The organism is Xanthobacter aminoxidans (assembly GCF_043193615.1).
GTDB classification, from domain to species: Bacteria; Pseudomonadota; Alphaproteobacteria; order Rhizobiales; family Xanthobacteraceae; genus Xanthobacter; species Xanthobacter aminoxidans.
In genome coordinates, this window is the sequence record NZ_JBAFUS010000001.1 from 889,632 (window position 1) to 905,373 (window position 15,742).

Annotated in this window: 12 protein-coding genes and 1 tRNA gene; 2 read left to right on the forward strand and 11 right to left on the reverse strand. The window is 66.2% G+C overall.

All coding sequences use genetic code 11. From position 1 onward, the window contains the following. Nucleotides 1-100: 100 nt before the first annotated feature. From rpoB to V5F74_RS04095, 11 genes are all read right to left on the reverse strand, one after another. The gene (rpoB, locus tag V5F74_RS04045) at nucleotides 101-4,177 is read right to left on the reverse strand and encodes a DNA-directed RNA polymerase subunit beta (protein ID WP_029557791.1); all 4,077 of its coding nucleotides are present in this window, start codon (nucleotides 4,175-4,177) and stop codon (nucleotides 101-103) included. 274 nt (nucleotides 4,178-4,451) lie between these two features. Continuing rightward, the gene (rplL, locus tag V5F74_RS04050) at nucleotides 4,452-4,826 is read right to left on the reverse strand and encodes a 50S ribosomal protein L7/L12 (protein WP_029557790.1); all 375 of its coding nucleotides are present in this window, start codon (nucleotides 4,824-4,826) and stop codon (nucleotides 4,452-4,454) included. 68 nt (nucleotides 4,827-4,894) lie between these two features. Then, nucleotides 4,895-5,413, reverse strand: coding sequence for a 50S ribosomal protein L10 (rplJ, locus tag V5F74_RS04055; RefSeq protein WP_024279833.1), 519 nt, complete (start codon nucleotides 5,411-5,413; stop codon nucleotides 4,895-4,897). 735 nt (nucleotides 5,414-6,148) lie between these two features. Then, nucleotides 6,149-6,847 (reverse strand): 50S ribosomal protein L1, encoded by a 699-nt coding sequence (gene rplA / locus V5F74_RS04060; RefSeq protein ID WP_024279834.1) that lies wholly within the window; start codon nucleotides 6,845-6,847, stop codon nucleotides 6,149-6,151. Nucleotides 6,848-6,852: 5 nt separating this feature from the next. Further along, nucleotides 6,853-7,302: a 50S ribosomal protein L11 gene (rplK, locus tag V5F74_RS04065; protein WP_024279835.1), complete on the reverse strand. Its 450-nt coding sequence runs from the start codon at nucleotides 7,300-7,302 to the stop codon at nucleotides 6,853-6,855. Between the two features lie 179 nt (nucleotides 7,303-7,481). Further along, nucleotides 7,482-8,012, reverse strand: coding sequence for a transcription termination/antitermination protein NusG (gene nusG, locus V5F74_RS04070; RefSeq protein WP_029557789.1), 531 nt, complete (start codon nucleotides 8,010-8,012; stop codon nucleotides 7,482-7,484). 14 nt (nucleotides 8,013-8,026) lie between these two features. Then, nucleotides 8,027-8,224 (reverse strand): preprotein translocase subunit SecE, encoded by a 198-nt coding sequence (gene secE, locus V5F74_RS04075; protein ID WP_029557788.1) that lies wholly within the window; start codon nucleotides 8,222-8,224, stop codon nucleotides 8,027-8,029. Between the two features lie 277 nt (nucleotides 8,225-8,501). Then, nucleotides 8,502-8,578, reverse strand: a tRNA-Trp gene (locus tag V5F74_RS04080). A gap of 193 nt (nucleotides 8,579-8,771) precedes the next feature. Continuing rightward, nucleotides 8,772-9,299 carry a hypothetical protein gene (locus V5F74_RS04085; RefSeq protein ID WP_394006398.1) on the reverse strand — a complete coding sequence of 176 codons (528 nt, stop codon included), beginning with the start codon at nucleotides 9,297-9,299 and terminating at the stop codon, nucleotides 8,772-8,774. A gap of 111 nt (nucleotides 9,300-9,410) precedes the next feature. Further along, the gene (gene tuf / locus V5F74_RS04090) at nucleotides 9,411-10,601 is read right to left on the reverse strand and encodes an elongation factor Tu (RefSeq protein WP_029557786.1); all 1,191 of its coding nucleotides are present in this window, start codon (nucleotides 10,599-10,601) and stop codon (nucleotides 9,411-9,413) included. 172 nt (nucleotides 10,602-10,773) lie between these two features. Beyond that, nucleotides 10,774-11,565 (reverse strand): substrate-binding periplasmic protein, encoded by a 792-nt coding sequence (locus V5F74_RS04095; protein WP_394006400.1) that lies wholly within the window; start codon nucleotides 11,563-11,565, stop codon nucleotides 10,774-10,776. A 323-nt stretch (nucleotides 11,566-11,888) separates the two neighbouring features. On the opposite strand from V5F74_RS04095, the gene V5F74_RS04100 reads away from it, so the two are divergent. Beyond that, nucleotides 11,889-12,662 (forward strand): helix-turn-helix transcriptional regulator, encoded by a 774-nt coding sequence (locus V5F74_RS04100; protein WP_029557784.1) that lies wholly within the window; start codon nucleotides 11,889-11,891, stop codon nucleotides 12,660-12,662. A 294-nt stretch (nucleotides 12,663-12,956) separates the two neighbouring features. Then, nucleotides 12,957-15,731, forward strand: coding sequence for a xanthine dehydrogenase family protein molybdopterin-binding subunit (locus V5F74_RS04105; protein WP_394006402.1), 2,775 nt, complete (start codon nucleotides 12,957-12,959; stop codon nucleotides 15,729-15,731). Nucleotides 15,732-15,742: the final 11 nt, after the last annotated feature.

Genomic DNA, 15,742 nt, shown 5'->3' on the forward strand with positions numbered 1-15,742 from the left:
GCTGGCTCCCAAACGAAGTGGGCCTTTAACTTGAGGCCCGGCCGGCAGAAGCGCCGGTCGGGCAATCCGCTTTGCGCGGGGTGACGGGCTCAGACGCCCGTCAGGTGTTCTCGAGATCGACGTTGAGGCCGAGCGAGCGCATTTCCTTCACGAGCACGTTGAAGCTCTCGGGAATGCCGCTCTCGAACGTGTCCTCGCCGCGCACGATGGCCTCGTAGACCTTGGTGCGGCCGGCCACGTCGTCCGACTTCACGGTGAGCATCTCCTGCAGCGTGTAGGCGGCGCCGTAGGCTTCAAGCGCCCACACCTCCATTTCGCCGAAGCGCTGGCCGCCGAACTGCGCCTTGCCGCCCAGCGGCTGCTGGGTGACGAGCGAGTAGGGACCGATCGACCGGGCGTGGATCTTGTCGTCGACCAGGTGATGCAGCTTCAGCATGTAGATGTAGCCGACCGTCACCTTACGATCGAACGGCTCGCCGGTGCGCCCGTCGAACAGCGTGGACTGGCCCGAACGGTCGAGACCCGCCCGCTCCAGCTCCTGCTCGATGTCCGCCTCGTGGGCGCCGTCAAAGACCGGGGTGGCCATCGGCACGCCCTTGCGCAGGTTCTCGCCAAGCTCGGGCAGCTCGCTGTCCTTGATCTGCTCGATCTCTTCCTTGCCGTAGATGATCTCGAGCCGGTCACGCAGGGGCTTCAGGTCCTGCTTGGCGTAATAGGCTTCCGCCGCGGCGGCCACCTGCCGGCCGAGGCCAGCGCAGGCCCAGCCGAGATGCGTCTCGAGGATCTGCCCGACGTTCATGCGCGAAGGCACGCCCAGCGGGTTCAGCACGATGTCGACGTTGGTGCCGTCCTCGAGGAACGGCATGTCCTCCACGGGCACGATGCGCGAGACCACGCCCTTGTTGCCGTGGCGGCCGGCCATCTTGTCGCCGGGCTGGATCTTGCGCTTCACCGCGACGAAGACCTTGACCATCTTCATCACGCCGGGGGGCAGCTCGTCGCCGCGCTGCAGCTTCTCGACCTTGTCGAGGAAGCGCTGCTCGAGCCGCTTCTTCGAGTCGTCGTACTGGGCGCGGATCGCCTCCAGCTCGGCCATGATGGCGTCGTCGGCGACGGCGAACAGCCACCACTGCGAGCGGGGATACTCGCCGAGGGTCTCGCGGGTGACGGCGGTCTCCTTCTTGAAGCCCTTCGGCCCCGCGATGGCGACCTTGCCGTCCAGGATCTCGGTCAGGCGGCCGTAAACGTTGCGATCGAGGATCGCCTGCTCGTCGTCACGGTCCTTGGCGAGACGCTCGATCTCCTCGCGCTCGATGGCCAGCGCGCGCTCGTCCTTGTCGACGCCGTGGCGGTTGAACACGCGCACCTCGACGATGGTGCCCGTGGTGCCGGGCGGCAGGCGCAGCGAGGTGTCGCGCACGTCGGCGGCCTTCTCGCCGAAGATGGCGCGGAGGAGCTTCTCCTCCGGCGTCATCGGGCTTTCGCCCTTCGGCGTGATCTTGCCGACGAGGATGTCGCCCGCGCGGACTTCGGCACCGATATAGACGATGCCGGCCTCGTCGAGATTCTTCAGCGCCTCTTCCGAGACGTTGGGAATGTCGCGGGTGATTTCCTCAGGCCCGAGCTTGGTGTCGCGGGCCATGCACTCGAATTCCTCGATGTGGATCGAGGTGAACACGTCTTCCTTGACGATGTTCTCCGAGAGGAGGATCGAGTCCTCGAAGTTGTAGCCGTTCCACGGCATGAAGGCGACGAGCACGTTGCGGCCGAGCGCGAGCTCGCCCAGCTCCGTGGACGGGCCGTCGGCGATGATGTCGCCCTTGCGCACCTGATCGCCCACGCGCACCAGCGGACGCTGGTTGATGCAGGTAGACTGGTTGGAACGCTGGAACTTCATCAGCCGGTAGATGTCGACGCCCGACTTGGAGGGGTCGGCCTCTTCCGTGGCCCGGATGACGATACGGGTGGCGTCCACCTGATCGATCACACCGGTGCGGCGGGCGGCGATGGCAGCGCCGGAATCACGTGCGACCACGGCCTCCATGCCGGTGCCGACCAGCGGCGCCTGCGAGCGCACCAGCGGAACCGCCTGGCGCTGCATGTTCGAGCCCATGAGCGCGCGGTTGGCGTCGTCGTTCTCAAGGAACGGAATGAGCGCCGCGGCCACCGAAACGAGCTGCTTCGGCGACACGTCCATGAAGTCCACGCGGTCGGGGCTCACGAGGAGCACGTCGCCCGCATGGCGGCAGACGATGAGGTCTTCCTCGAAGCGACCGTCCTTGTCGAGCGGGATGTTGGCCTGCGCGACGTAGTACTTCCCCTCCTCCATGGCGGAGAGATAGACCACCTCGTCGGTGACCTTCGATTCCACCACGCGGCGGTAGGGCGCCTCGATGAAGCCGTACTTGTTCACGCGGGCGAAGGTCGCCAGCGAGTTGATGAGGCCGATGTTCGGGCCTTCCGGCGTCTCGATGGGGCAGATGCGGCCGTAGTGCGTCGGGTGCACGTCGCGCACCTCGAAGCCGGCGCGCTCGCGGGTCAGACCGCCCGGGCCGAGGGCCGAGAGGCGCCGCTTGTGCGTGATCTCGGAGAGCGGGTTGGTCTGGTCCATGAACTGCGACAGCTGCGACGAGCCGAAGAACTCGCGCACCGCGGCCGCAACCGGCTTCGCGTTGATGAGGTCCTGCGGCATCACGGTGTCGATGTCGACGGACGACATGCGCTCCTTGATGGCGCGCTCCATGCGCAGCAGGCCGACGCGGTACTGGTTCTCCATGAGCTCGCCGACCGAGCGGACGCGGCGGTTGCCCAGGTGGTCGATGTCGTCGATCTCACCCTTGCCGTCGCGCAGCTCCACCAGCGTCTTGATGACGGAGAGGATGTCGTCGCGGCGCAGCACCCGCACGGTGTCGGGGCAGTCGAGGTCGAGGCGCATGTTCATCTTCACGCGGCCGACCGCGGAGAGGTCGTAGCGCTCGGGATCGAAGAACAGCGAGTGGAACATGGCCTGCGCCGAATCGAGCGTCGGCGGCTCGCCCGGGCGCATCACGCGGTAGATGTCGAAGAGCGCGTCCTCGCGGGTCACGTTCTTGTCAGCCGCCAGCGTGTTGCGGATGTAGGCGCCGGTGTTGACGTGGTCGATGTCGAGGATCGGAATCTCGTTGTAGCCGGCTTCCTCGAGCAGCTTCAGCGTCTTCTCGGTGATCTCGTCACCGGCCTCGGCGTGGATCTCGCCGGACGCGAGGTCCACGAGGTCCTCGGCGATGTACTGGCCGACCATCTCCTCGTCGGAGATGCGCAGGGCCTTGAGACCCTTCTCGGCGAGCTGGCGGGCGGCGCGGACGGTCAGCTTCTTGCCGGCCTCGAGCACGACCTCGCCGGTGTCGGCGTCGATCAGGTCGGCGACGGCCTTGTAGCCCTTCATCCGCTTGGGATCGAACGGCATGCGCCAGCCGCCCTTCGCGCGCTCGTAGGGCACCTTCTCGTAGAAGGTCGAGAGGATTTCCTCGTTGTCGAGGCCCAGCGCGTACAGCAGGCTCGTCACCGGAATCTTGCGGCGACGGTCGATACGCGCATAGACGATGTCCTTGGCGTCGAACTCGATGTCGAGCCAGGACCCGCGATAGGGAATGATGCGCGCCGCAAACAGGAGCTTGCCCGAGGAGTGGGTCTTGCCCTTGTCGTGGTCGAAGAAGACGCCCGGCGAACGGTGCATCTGGGAGACGATGACGCGCTCGGTCCCGTTGACGATGAACGTGCCGTTCATGGTCATCAGCGGGATGTCGCCGGTGTAGACGTCCTGCTCCTTGATGTCCTTCACGGACTTGGCGCCGGTGTCCGGGTCCACATCGAACACGATGAGGCGGAGCGTCACCTTGAGCGGGGCAGCGAACGTCATGCCGCGCTGGCGGCACTCGTCCACGTCATACTTCGGCGGCTCGAACTCGTAGCGCACGAACTCCAGCATGGCCGCGCCCGAGAAGTCGGAGATGGGGAATACCGACTTGAACACCGCCTGCAGGCCGTCGTCGTCGCGTCCGCCCTTGGGCTCCTCGATCTGGAGGAACTGGTCGTAAGACGCCTTCTGAACCTCGATGAGGTTCGGCATCTCGGCCACTTCCTTGATCTTGCCGAAGAACTTGCGGATCCGCTTACGACCGGTGAACGTTTGCGCCATCTCGATCCTCGTCCGTCCTGGTCTCTCGGGCCGGCCCCTGTCCTCCCGAAGGAGGCGGGCTCGCCGCGCCGGCACCGGAACCTCTGTCAGCCATCGTGCCTTCAAGGGTTGGGGGCGAAGCGCCATCCCCTTTCAGCACCATGACGGCTCTCCCGGCAGCCCCCGAACCTCGTCCGGATCGGCTGCCGGGAGAACCGTCTCTCTCCCTGTCCGGCCTTCCGGCCGGCTATGGAACGGGTCCCGGCACGAGGCCGGGACCCGAAACGTCAAAGGCTCACTTGAGCTCGACCTTGGCGCCAGCCTTCTCGAGCTGGGCCTTGAGCTTCTCGGCCTCGTCCTTGGCCACGCCTTCCTTGACGGGCTTCGGAGCGCCTTCCACCAGGTCCTTGGCTTCCTTGAGGCCGAGGCCGGTGATGGCGCGCACTTCCTTGATGACTTCGATCTTCTTGTCGCCGGCGGCGGCAAGCATCACGGTGAACTCGGTCTGCTCTTCCACCGCGGCGGCGGCAGCGCCGGCCGGGGCAGCGGCCACGGCCACGGCGGCGGCGGCGGAAACGCCCCACTTCTCCTCGAGGAGCTTCGCCAGCTCGGCGGCCTCGAGCACGGTGAGGGAGGACAGCTCGTCGACGAGCTTGGTCAGGTCAGCCATGGGATATTCCTTAAGATAGGTTCGGATTTTGGAATTGCGAGATCAGGCCGCCAATGGCGGCCGCGGCCTCACGCTGCTTCGTCCTGCTTGGCATAGGCCCCGAACACCCGGGCGAGCTTGGCCGCCGGTGCCGTGGTGAGCTGCGCGATCTTGGTCGCCGGGGCCTGAATGAGGCCGACGAGCTTGGCACGCAGTTCGTCCAGGGACGGGAGTGTGGCAAGCGCCTTCACACCGTCCACGTTAAGGGCCGTCTTGCCCATCGCGCCGCCGAGGATAACGAACTTGTCGTTGGCCTTGGCGAACTCGACGGCAACCTTCGGCGCCGCCACCGGATCGTCCGAATAGGCGATCACGGTGGGTCCCTTCAGCAGGGACGCCACATGGGCGACGTCGGAGCCTTCCAGAGCGATTTTGGCGAGGCGGTTCTTGGCCACCTTCACGGTCGCACCCTCGGCCTTCATCTGTCGACGGAGCTTCGACATCTGGGCCACGGTGAGGCCGGAATAGTGGGCGACCACGACGACGGACGTGCTCTTGAACACATCCGTGAGCGTCGTGACGAGCTCTTGTTTTTCCGCTCGATCCACGTCTGGCTCTCTTTAAGCCTTGGCAGCACCATCCACCTCCCGAAGGAGGCATCCGGTCCCGCCGGTTGCGCCTTGCCGCGTCCTGCGGCCAACCTGTCTGACGACATGGAAGGCCGCGATCCGCGACGCTCACATGCCCTGTCCCCTATTGCCCGGGCACGGAAAACCGTGTCGCGAAGCGCAAGGCGCTGGTTCCGAACCGATCTTCATCTCCGCCGGCGCAGGCCGTTCGGAGGGCAAATTCCGGTCTTCCCCGTCTATGCTGGCTCCCCATTAACCGCCCGTTAGGACGGATGTCGGGAATTAAGCCTTGATCCTCGGCCCGATTGAGCGAACATCCCTTGCGGGGCGCGTCTCTATCAGGCCTCCATCGAGGCACCGGCAGTCTCGGACAGGACTTTGCCTGCTGGTTCGCCCGAAGGCTCCAAGGAGCCACCCGAACGCCTGACAGACGACAAGGCCGGGCGGGCGAACCCTCCCAGCCCTTCCACCCGGTCAAGGGCGAAAGCCACAATACCTGATCCGGGCGGCACGCCACCCGGAAACAGCCCATATAAAGGCTGGCGCCAGCCTTGTCACGTCCCGATCATCGTCCTTGCGCACTTTTTGCATACGGCAGCCGCCGGCCTGCCATGCGCCAGCGGAAGGGCCGCGCGGACCTCGCCAAAACGTGACATTCAAACGAAAAGGCCGGACCCACCGGCCCGGCCTTTCCAGAAGCTTGATCTCGACCGATCAGGCGGTGAGCACGGTGGAGGGCTCCACCTTGATGCCCGGGCCCATGGTGGAGGAGACCGCCACGCGCTGCAGGTAGGTGCCCTTGGCGCCGGCCGGCTTGGCCTTCACCACCGCGTCCACGAAGGCGCGGATGTTCTCGGCCAGCTTGTCGGCCGGGAAGGAAGCCTTGCCGATGCCGCCGTGGATGATGCCGGCCTTCTCGACGCGGAACTCCACCGCGCCGCCCTTGGCGGCGGCGACGGCGCCCTTCACGTCCATGGTCACGGTGCCGACCTTCGGGTTCGGCATCAGGCCGCGCGGGCCGAGCACCTTGCCGAGACGGCCGACGAGCGGCATCAGGTCCGGGGTCGCAATGCAGCGATCGAACTCGATGGTGCCGCCCTGGATGGTCTCCAGGAGGTCCTCGGCGCCCACGATGTCGGCGCCCGCCGCCTTGGCCTCGTCGGCCTTGGCGCCGCGGGCGAACACCGCCACGCGCACGGTACGGCCGGAGCCGTTCGGCAGGTTGCACACGCCGCGAACCATCTGGTCGGCATGGCGGGGATCGACGCCCAGGTTCAGCGCGACCTCGATGGTCTCGTCGAACTTGGCGGTGGTGCGCTCCTTGAGGAGCTTGAGGGCGTCGTCGAGGCCGTACAGCTTGTTACGGTCGATGCCCTCGTTGATGGCGCGGATGCGCTTGCCTTCCTTCGCCATGGCGCTCACCCCTGAACCTGCAGGCCCATGGAACGGGCCGAACCTTCGATCATCTGGACGGCGGCCTCAACGGTGTCGCAGTTCAGATCCTTCATCTTCTTCTCGGCGATCTCCGCGAGCTGGGCGCGCGTGACCTTGCCGACGAAGGTGCCCTTGCCGGGCGTCTTCGAGCCCGAGCCGGGCTTCTTCTTCGTCTCGAGGCCGGCGGCCTTCTTGAGGAAGTAGGAGACCGGGGGGGTCTTCAGCTCGAAGGTGAAGGAGCGGTCCTGATAGGCCGTGATCACCACCGGGATCGGCATGCCCTTTTCGAGCTGCGCGGTCTGGGCGTTGAACGCCTTGCAGAATTCCATGATGTTCAGGCCGCGCTGACCGAGCGCGGGACCAATCGGCGGGGCCGGATTGGCGCTGCCGGCAGGCACCTGCAGCTTGACGTAACCGGTAATTTTCTTCGCCATTTCAACAACTCCCAGAAATCGCCGCCGTCCGGTGAGGGAGCGGCGGGCGGGATTGCGTGGTGCGGGTCAAAAGGGCGCTTGGCGAGACGCCCCCTCCCCTCCCACGCCGGCACACTGCCCTTTAAGCAATGCGCCAGACTTCGGACCATTGCCCACGAGGGGGCGACGGCCCGCTCCGGTCAGACCTTCTCGACCTGACCGAATTCGAGTTCCACCGGCGTCGCGCGGCCGAAGATGGACACCGCCACCTTCAGGCGCGAACGGCTGTCGTCGACCTCTTCCACGATGCCGTTGAAGGACGCGAACGGGCCGTCCGACACCTTCACCGTCTCGCCGACCTCATAAGAAATCGACGGCTTCGGACGCTCGATGCCCTCCTGCACCTGCTGCAGGATGCGCATGGCCTCCGATTCGGAGATCGGCATGGGCTTGTTGTCGGCGCCCAGGAAGCCGGTGACCTTCGGCGTGTTCTTGATGAGATGGAAGGCCTCGTCGGTGAGGTCCATCTTCACCAGCACATAGCCGGGGAAAAACTTGCGCTCGGTGTCCACCTTCCGGCCGCGGCGCACCTCGACCACCTTCTCGGTGGGCACGAGGATCTGCTCGAACAGATCGGTCAGGCCGCGCTGGTCAGCCTGCTCGCGGATCGAGTCGGCCACCTTCTTCTCGAAGTTGGAATATGCGTGAACGATGTACCAGCGCTTCGCCATGTGGGCCTCCCGCCTCAGTGCCCGAGGGTCAGCAGCGTGGAGACGCCGAACCGGATGATCTGGTCGGAGACGAGGAAGAAGATGGACGCCAGGAAGACCATCACGAACACCATGGCGGTGGTGATCAGCGTCTCGCGGCGGGTGGGCCAGGTGACCTTGGCCGTTTCCGCGCGGACCTGCTGATAGAACTCCATCGGGCCGTTCTTCGCCATGGCGTCTCGCCGTCCGTTCCTGTTGCCGCCCGTTCCCGCGCCGCCGGTTGCCACGCACCGGACCTTCCGATGACGCGAATGCGGCACATGCCGCTCAAATCTTCTTCCCGCCGGCTTCGGCTCTCGCGAGACGCTGCTGCGGGCTTGCCGTCGGCGGGGCCGGATCGTGCCCTCATATGGGCTGTCCGAAACGCGCCTTCAAGCCGTGCCATTCCGGCATCGTCGTCTCGCCTGACCTGCCGTCCTGCGGTTGCCCGAGGTCCGGGCTGGCCGAAGATGGCAGGAGTGGAGGGACTCGAACCCCCAACCCCCGGTTTTGGAGACCGGTGCTCTAACCAGTTGAGCTACACTCCTAAGGTCCGCGCCCCGAAGCCTGGCAGAATCAGCTTTTCAGCGATCAGCTTGCCTCGAGGGTAGACTCCGCCGCGCCGGGAAGTGACCCAGCGCATCGGCCGGCTGTGTTTAGTGGGATGCCGCGCGGCTGTAAAGGGGGACCGGGGGCGCTGTCCCCAATGCGGGGCTGTCCAGCGGCTAGACGGAGCCCGCGCTATGAAACGGATGCTCGCGCAATCAGCATCTCGGAAAACTCGCGCGCGAGTCTTGCAATCTGAGATTGTATTGCATCTGGTGAATTGGCAGGAGGGTTCTCCAGCCATAGCCGCTCATCCCAATCCAACAGCGAGATTTGCTCGGCGTCCTTGTTGAAGCCGTTGCTAAAAAATACAGCTCCGACATTGTAAGCTCGAATTCGGAGCTCATGAATCATGTCTTTCAGATGAACGATCGAAGGATCATGAGTGTGAGAAGAGAGGATGCAGACATCCCCCTGCTTAAACGAATTTCTGAAGAATCCTGAAATATCAATATATTCATCTATTTTTTCTTGATAACTACGATTCATAGTTGAGAGTGTAGCGACACCACGCGGCATGCGAGGATGCGTTATTTCCGTCAGCAAATTTCGCGGAAGCCGATCGTATTCTCGGCCACACAGATCAAATACCAGATGCTTTTGAAAGCTGGTCTTTCCTGTATCGTTGTTTCCGATGAGGATATAGGCCCAATAGGAAAACACACTCTCCCCCTCGCCCTCGAAGCCATTGAGCTGAAAGTTGCATAAAAAAGGCGGCGCCCGAAGGCGCCGCCCTGTTCCGTCACGCTGCGGACGCGAGGTCCGAAAGCTTGATCACTCGATGATGGCAGCGACGACGCCGGCGCCGACGGTGCGGCCGCCTTCACGGATGGCGAAGCGCAGCTTCTCCTCCATGGCGATCGGAACGATCAGGTGCACGTCCATCGACACGTTGTCGCCCGGCATCACCATCTCGGTGCCTTCGGGCAGCGTGCACACGCCGGTCACGTCCGTCGTGCGGAAGTAGAACTGCGGGCGGTAGTTGGTGAAGAAGGGGGTGTGACGACCACCCTCTTCCTTCGTCAGGATGTAGGCCTCGGCCTTGAACTTGGTGTGCGGCTTAACCGAACCCGGCTTGCACACGACCTGGCCACGCTCCACGTCCTCGCGCTTGGTGCCGCGCAGCAGGATGCCGACGTTGTCGCCGGCCTGGCCCTGGTCGAGCAGCTTGCGGAACATCTCGACGCCGGTGACGGTCGTCTTCACGGTCGGACGGATGCCGACGATCTCGACTTCCTCGCCGACCTTGATGATGCCGCGCTCGACACGGCCGGTCACCACGGTGCCGCGGCCGGAGATCGAGAACACGTCCTCGATGGGCATCAGGAACGGCAGGTCGATGGGACGCTCGGGCTGCGGGATGTAGGCGTCGACCGCCTCCATCAGCTTCAGAACCGCGTTCTTGCCCAGCTCCGGATCTCCGTTCTCCAGCGCAACCAGCGCCGAGCCGCGGATGATCGGGATGTCATCGCCGGGGAAGTCGTACTTCGAGAGGAGCTCGCGCACCTCCATCTCCACGAGCTCCAGGAGCTCCGGATCGTCGACCATGTCGCACTTGTTCAGGAACACCACCAGCGCCGGAACGCCGACCTGACGGGCGAGCAGGATGTGCTCGCGGGTCTGCGGCATCGGGCCGTCGGCGGCCGAAACCACCAGGATCGCGCCGTCCATCTGCGCCGCGCCGGTGATCATGTTCTTCACATAGTCGGCGTGCCCGGGGCAGTCGACGTGCGCGTAGTGGCGGTTGTTGGTCTCGTACTCGACGTGCGCCGTCGAGATCGTGATGCCGCGCGCCTTCTCTTCCGGCGCCTTGTCGATCTGGTCGTACGCCGTGAACGTCGCGCCGCCAGACTCCGCAAGGATCTTCGTGATCGCTGCCGTCAGCGACGTCTTGCCGTGATCAACGTGACCGATCGTGCCGATGTTGCAGTGCGGCTTCGAGCGGTTGAACTTCTCTTTGGCCATTTCGTCTCTCTCACTCTCGGTCAGCGCCCCGCGCGGGCCGCCAAAAAATCCGCCGTGGGATAGGGGGTTTCAGAAGCGGATGCAAGAGGCGGGACAATCGCGCGCAAACCATCCGCCCCCGCGCGCACGCGCGAAGGCCGGTCCGGCAAGGCCGCGACGCGGCACCCTCCCCCTATCCGCCGTCCCCGGGACAAGCCTCAGAGCCACGGCCGGCGCCATAGGGTGTCGCGGCGATGAAGGCGTTCAGCGCGTCCGCAACGCCCGTCGATTTCGCGCGGACGATGAAGGAGAATGGCTCGTTCCGCACGTTTCCGTCCGGCGTCATCATGCAGTGCGGCCAGACCGGGACGAGGCCCATCTTCTGCGACAGGTACTGGACGGTGCCGAGCCCCGAGCCGAAGGCGAACGGGCCTTCTCCCTCAGCGGCGTCGCGGACCCGCCGGGCATTTTCCACATCGTCCGAGGTGCCGATGATGGTCACGTCGGCGATCCGGGCCTGTGCCACGCGGCTACGGGCGTCCACATCCGCCGTCGAGCCGGCGATGACCATGATGGTCCTGCCCTCAAGGTCGGCCGCACGCGCCAGCTTCCCGGCATCGGCCTTGCGCACGCCGAAGGCACGCAGCACGAAATAATAATGATCGGACCACACCCCCGCCGCGCCGGTCGCCTGCCGACGCGTGGCGAGGTCGGCGATACCCGAGGCGGCGATGTCGCAGGCGTCGGCGCCGGGACGTGTCCACAGCCCGTCGAAATCCGCCACCTCCACCGGCTGGAACCGCAGCCCCTGCGACGCGGCGAACGCCTTGAGATAGTCCACGTCCCACCCCTCCCAGACGCCGGCGTCGGACTTGCCGACGAAGGGCGGGAAGGTGGCGAACATGCAGACCGAGAGCGTGCCGGGCGCAAGCGTTTCAACCGGCGCGGCTGCGAGCGGCAGCACGGTGGCAGCCGCCAGAATCATCCCGGCCGCGAAACCGACGGCCCCACGTCGAGCTACCCGCACGCACGTCTCCCCGAAGCTGTGCCGGGACCATAGTCGAGCCGGCCGAACGCGCAATGCGGAGGTATCAACGGGCGCTAAAGAATCGCTCCCACGGCTGGCGCCTTGCCCCGGCGTCCGCGAACCGTCACAGTGCGACCGTCTTTGCTGACCTCAAGGAAATGCAGGGGCACCACAGCCAGCACGGGTGCGACATGAGCCCTGACATGTCCCCTCTTTCCTGCCCTCCTCTTGCCTGCTCTCCTCTTGACTGCGCGCCGGACGACCTCCTGTCCGCCTCCGACGTGCGCGACATCGTGAGGCTGCTGGGCGACGTCATTGTCTCGCGCGCGGACTTCTCCTGCGTGAAGCGGCAGCTCATCGACGGCATCTCGACGCTGGTCGGCGCCGATTCCTGGACCTGGAGCCTCGGCTGCCTGGCGGAGCCGGGCGAGCAACCGGTTTATCTCGGCGTGGCCCATGGCGGTTTCGACGAGGCGCGCTATGGGCGCCTCCTGCTCGCCGCCGCCCATCCCGACATGGCCTGGACCTCGGCGAAGCTGCTCGGCGAGATGCGCGCGTGCAACGCCCACGTCACCCGGACACGGCAGCAGATCGTGGATGAAGCCACCTTCGTCGCCTCGGGAGTCGGCACCCACCTGGCTGATGCGGACATCGGGCCCTTTATCTTCTCGCTCCGGCCCATCGACGAGCGCGCGGTCAGCACCATTTCGCTCTTCCGGCGCCGGGACGCGGCCCCGTTTTCCGATCGGGAAGCGCGCATCGCCCACATCCTGCTCAGCGAGTTGCCCTGGCTGCATGAGCAGGGCTGGCCGAGCGACCGCGGCGCCAGCGTGCCCCGCCTCTCCCCCCGGCTGCGGCTGGTGCTGAACCTTCTGCTCGACGGGCGCACGCGCAAGGAAATCGCCGTCAACCTCAACCTCTCCGAATACACGGTCGCGCAATACCAGCGGGCGGTCTATCGCCACTTCGGCGTCCGCTCCCACGCCACCCTGCTGCGGCGGTTCCAGATGGGCGACGGCGGCGACCGCCGGTCGACCGTACAAGAGGCGGGCTGACGACAGCAGTCCCGGCCCCCTCCCTCAAATGAGGGAATAGGAAGAGTTCCGGCGCGTTTGGTATGCAGGGCAAGCTGCAGCGTCGGCGGACAGCATCTGTGAAGCATGGATAGCTTCACGCGGCAGGATATGCCCCGCAGGGCGCATGCGCACTTGCACGTCCAGATTAAATTTAAACGCCTGATTTAAATTTTATCGGACCGCACGCCTCGAATTTCCAAAAATGACGCGACGTATCGGCATTCATAAATTACTGATACCCTGATTTTTACTTTGTCCGGGGAAGAAAAAAACATGCGTCCCTCGCGGCGTGATTTCGTGACGTGGGTTGCTGCCAGCGGAATCATGCTTGCCATGAGCCGCATAGGCGCGGCGCGGGGCGCCGGCTTCGACGCGAGCCAGACGCTCCCCGGCCCGGCCGCGTCCCGCCTCCCCGGCGCCACGACCGGGCGCATCGATGCCTTGGCCAAGGTGACGGGCGCGAAGCTCTACGCATCGGATTTCCGCGCGGCGGACATGGAAGGCTGGCCGGCAACGACCGCCCATGCCCTGCTCCTGCGTGCCGCCGACGCCACCCACGTCTTCACCGGGCTCGATCTCTCCGCGCTGGACGCCGGCGCCCGGCCGACGCAGGTGGTGACGGCGCAGGATCTGGAGCGCGCCGGGGTCCGCGTGCCGCCCTTCTATGCCGGCGACCTGCTCTGCCCGGCGGGCAAGACGCCGCTCTATCTCGGCCAGCCGCTGGCGCTTCTGCTGTTCGAGACGTTCGATGCCTATGACCGGGCGCGGGCGATCCTGCGCGAGAAGGCCCCCGCCCAGTTCGGCGCCGAGACCGGACCCGTGGCGGAGCCGAACTACGCCGCCCTCCGCTTCACCCGCGTCGCGGGGGATGCGCCCGGCGCCCCGGATGTCTATTCGCCGCTGATCGAGGGCTGGATCAGCCCCGGCGTCTTCGAGCCCGGCGGCCGGCCCGTCTGGCAGCCGCTGCCTACCTCCGAAGGCGGCCAGTACAAGAAGGGCGCCATCCACGGCGAGGCCATCCGCGCCTTCATCGCCGCCGGCGGCGCACCGGACATGCTGGTCCTCGACCGCCGGTTCCGCACCCAGTCCGTGGACCCCATGTTCCTGGAACCGGAGGGCGGCCTCGCCTGGTACGACCCGCAGGCCAAGGCGCTGCGGATGGTGCTCGGCGTGCAGTCGCCGTTCGAGGCGAGCGAGGAGCTGGCTCACCTTCTGGGAGCGGCGGCGGCGGGGTTCCGCCCCGAGCGGATCGAGAGCCATTTCGCCCATCTGGGCGGCGGCTTCGGCGGGCGCGACCATACCCCGTTCCCGTTCTACGTGGCTTTGGCCGCCATGTTCCTGCCGGGACGCCCCATCCGCCTCGCCCACGACCGGTTTCAGCAGTTCCAGGGCGGCATCAAGCGCCATGCCTTCGACATGCACACGCAGGTGGCCTTCGAACGCGCCACCGGGCGGATGCGGGCCTTTGCGGCCGACCATGTCCTCGACGGTGGCGGCCTCGCCAACTATTCGGCGAGCGTGGCCGCAGTGTCCGCCACATCAGCCATCGGCATCTACGACATTCCGAAGGTGGACGTGACCACCCTCGCCGAGCACACCCGGGGCGTCACGGCCGGGTCCATGCGCGGCTACGGCGTGCTCCAGACCACCACGGCTCTGGAGACCCTAGTGGACGAGGCGGCGCAGGCGCTGTCGATGGACCCGATCACCCTTCGGCGGCGCAACCTGCTGAAGGCCGGCGATCTGACCATGACCGGCAATCCGTGGACCGTCTCGATCCGCACGCCGGAAATCCTCGACAAGCTGGAAACCCACGCCCTGTGGCGGGGCCGCGACGCGGCCCGCAAGGCCGCTCCGGCCGGGACGCTGGTCGGCACCGGCGTCGCCGTCTGCGCCAAGGACTACGGGACGGGCGCCGACTGCTCCCTCGGCCGGGTGGAGGTCGATCCCCAGGGGCGCATCCGCATCTTTTGCGACGCGGTGGAGATGGGCAACGGCATCGGCACGGCGGTGGCGAACCGCGTGGCGGGCTTGCTCGGACGGCGGGCGGATGCGGTCTCCGTCGCCCGCATCGATGCGTTCGATGAACTCGGGCTCGTGACCTCAGGCGATCCCTACACCCTCACGCAGTCGGAGCAGGACGCCGCCGCCCGCAATCCGCGCTGGGTACCGGCGATCAGCTCGGCCACCAGCGCCTCCATCGGCGCCCATGTGGGTACCCAGGCGGCGGCCGAGGCGGCGCGGCTCATTTTTCGCTTCGGTCTGTGGCCGGCGGCGCTCAGCCTGTGGGGCATCGCCCAGGACGATCCGCGCCGCTTCCTGTGGCAGGAGGCGTTCTGGTTCGACGACGCGCTCATCCTCTCCGGCCTGCCGCCGCTGCAGCAGGAGAAGGTGGCCGCCCGCGCCCACGAGGTGGGCGGCCTCACCGGCGCCATGGCCCACGCCTTCTCCCGCTGGGCATGGGCGCAGGCGGCTTTTCCGCTGGACGGGTTCGAATGGGTCGTGGACCTCGATGCGCTGGCGGTGCGCCGCGGCGGCGGCGCGTTCAAGGTGCTGGATCGCAGCTTCATCGCCTTCCCGCCGGCGAGCTACAACCGGATCGGCACCTCCTTCACATCGAGCTGCGGCACGCTGGTCAAGGTCGAGATCGAGAAGGCGAGCGGCGCCGTGCGGGTCTCGCAGGCCTACAGCGTGCTGGAATGCGGCGAGGTGCTGACCCCCGAGGTGGTGGTCGGCCAGGCGCAGGGCGGATTCGCCATGGGCCTTGGCTACGCTTTGCTCGAAACCCTGCCGCCGTTCGAGGACGGGCCCGGCAATGGCCGCTGGAACCTCGGCGACTATGTGGTCGCCCGCGGCTCCGATCTGCCCCTCCACGCGCTGGAGGTGGAAGTCTTGCCACGCGTCGCCCCGAACGAACCGCCCAAGGGCATGGCCGAGGTGGTCATGATCCCTGTGGTGCCCGCCATTCTCAACGCCATCCACGATGCCACCGGCCATCGTTTCCGTGCCTTGCCCGTCACGCCGGACGATGTCCGGCGGGTGCTGTGAAGGGAGAAGCC